Annotated in this window: 1 protein-coding gene; it reads left to right on the plus strand. The window is 73.3% G+C overall.

What is annotated here, in order from left to right:
• Nucleotides 1-1,239: AMP-binding protein (locus AWZ10_RS15040; RefSeq protein WP_060891297.1), on the plus strand; the 1,239-nt coding region annotated here is incomplete at its 5' end.
• Nucleotides 1,240-1,305 lie beyond the last annotated feature (66 nt).

A 1,305-nucleotide genomic window follows, 5' to 3' on the forward strand; every position in this document is an offset into this window, starting at 1 on the left:
CGGCTGCGGGCGCCGGGGGCCGGGAGCGTGTGCGAGCGGCCGGGCCCGCTGCCCGGACTCCCGCACCTGGAGCAGGTGGTGGTGCTGTCGGACGACGCCCCCGCCGACTTCCGCACCTGGAAGGACTTCCTCGCGAGCGGCGACGGGGTCGGGGTGGGGGAGGTGCGGGCGAGGTCGGCCCGGCTGACGGGGAACTCCCCCTCCGACATCATCTTCACCTCCGGCACCACCGGCCGCCCCAAGGGCGCGGTGATCACGCACGCGCAGACCCTGCGGGCGTACGAGGTGTGGAGCGAGCTGGCCGGGCTCCGGCAGGGCGACCGCTACCTCATCGTGAACCCCTTCTTCCACACCTTCGGCTACAAGGCGGGAATCATCGCGTGCCTCATGCGGGGCGCGACGATGATCCCGCAGCCGGTGTTCAACGTGGAGACGGCGATGGCCAACGTGGCGGCGGAGCGCGTCTCCGTCCTCCCCGGCCCGCCCACCCTCCACCAGTCCCTTCTGGACCACCCCGCCCGCGGCGACTACGACCTGAGCGCCCTGCGCCTGGTGGTGACGGGCGCGGCGGTGGTGCCGCTCCAACTGGTCGAGCGGCTGCGGGCGGAGCTGCGCGTGGACACCGTCCTGACGGCGTACGGCCTGTCCGAGGCCTCCGGCATCGTCACGATGTGCCGGCGCGGCGACGAGCCGTCGGTGATCGCGTCGACGTCCGGGCGGGCGGTCCCGGGGACGGAGGTACGGGTCGTCGACCCGCTGGGGAACGCCCTGCCGGCCGGTTCCCCCGGGGAGGTGCTGGTCCGCGGCTTCAACGTCATGAAGGGCTACTTCGAGGACGCCGCCGAGACCGCCCGTGCCGTCACGGCCGACGGCTGGCTCCGCACCGGTGACGTCGGCGTCCTCGACCACGACGGCAACCTCCGTATCACCGACCGGATCAAGGACATGTTCATCGTCGGCGGCTTCAACGCGTACCCGGCCGAGATCGAGCAACTCCTCGGCCTCCACCCGGACGTGGCCGACGTGGCGGTCGTCGGCGTCCCGGACACCCGGCTGGGCGAGGTCGGCAAGGCGTACGTCGTCCGTCGTCCGGGGTCCCTCGTCACCGCCGACGACCTCATCGCCTGGTCCCGGCGCGAGATGGCCAACTACAAGGTGCCGAGGGCGGTGGACTTCGTGCGAGAGCTGCCGAGGAACGCGAGCGGGAAGGTGGTGAAGGGGGAGCTGCGGGGGAGGTGAGGGGGCGCCGACGTGGAGGCTCGGGGGTGCCGGGCGCCGAGGCGGGCTGCGGGCGGGCCGACGCCG

This window comes from Streptomyces europaeiscabiei (assembly GCF_001550375.1).
GTDB classification, from domain to species: Bacteria; Actinomycetota; Actinomycetes; order Streptomycetales; family Streptomycetaceae; genus Streptomyces; species Streptomyces europaeiscabiei.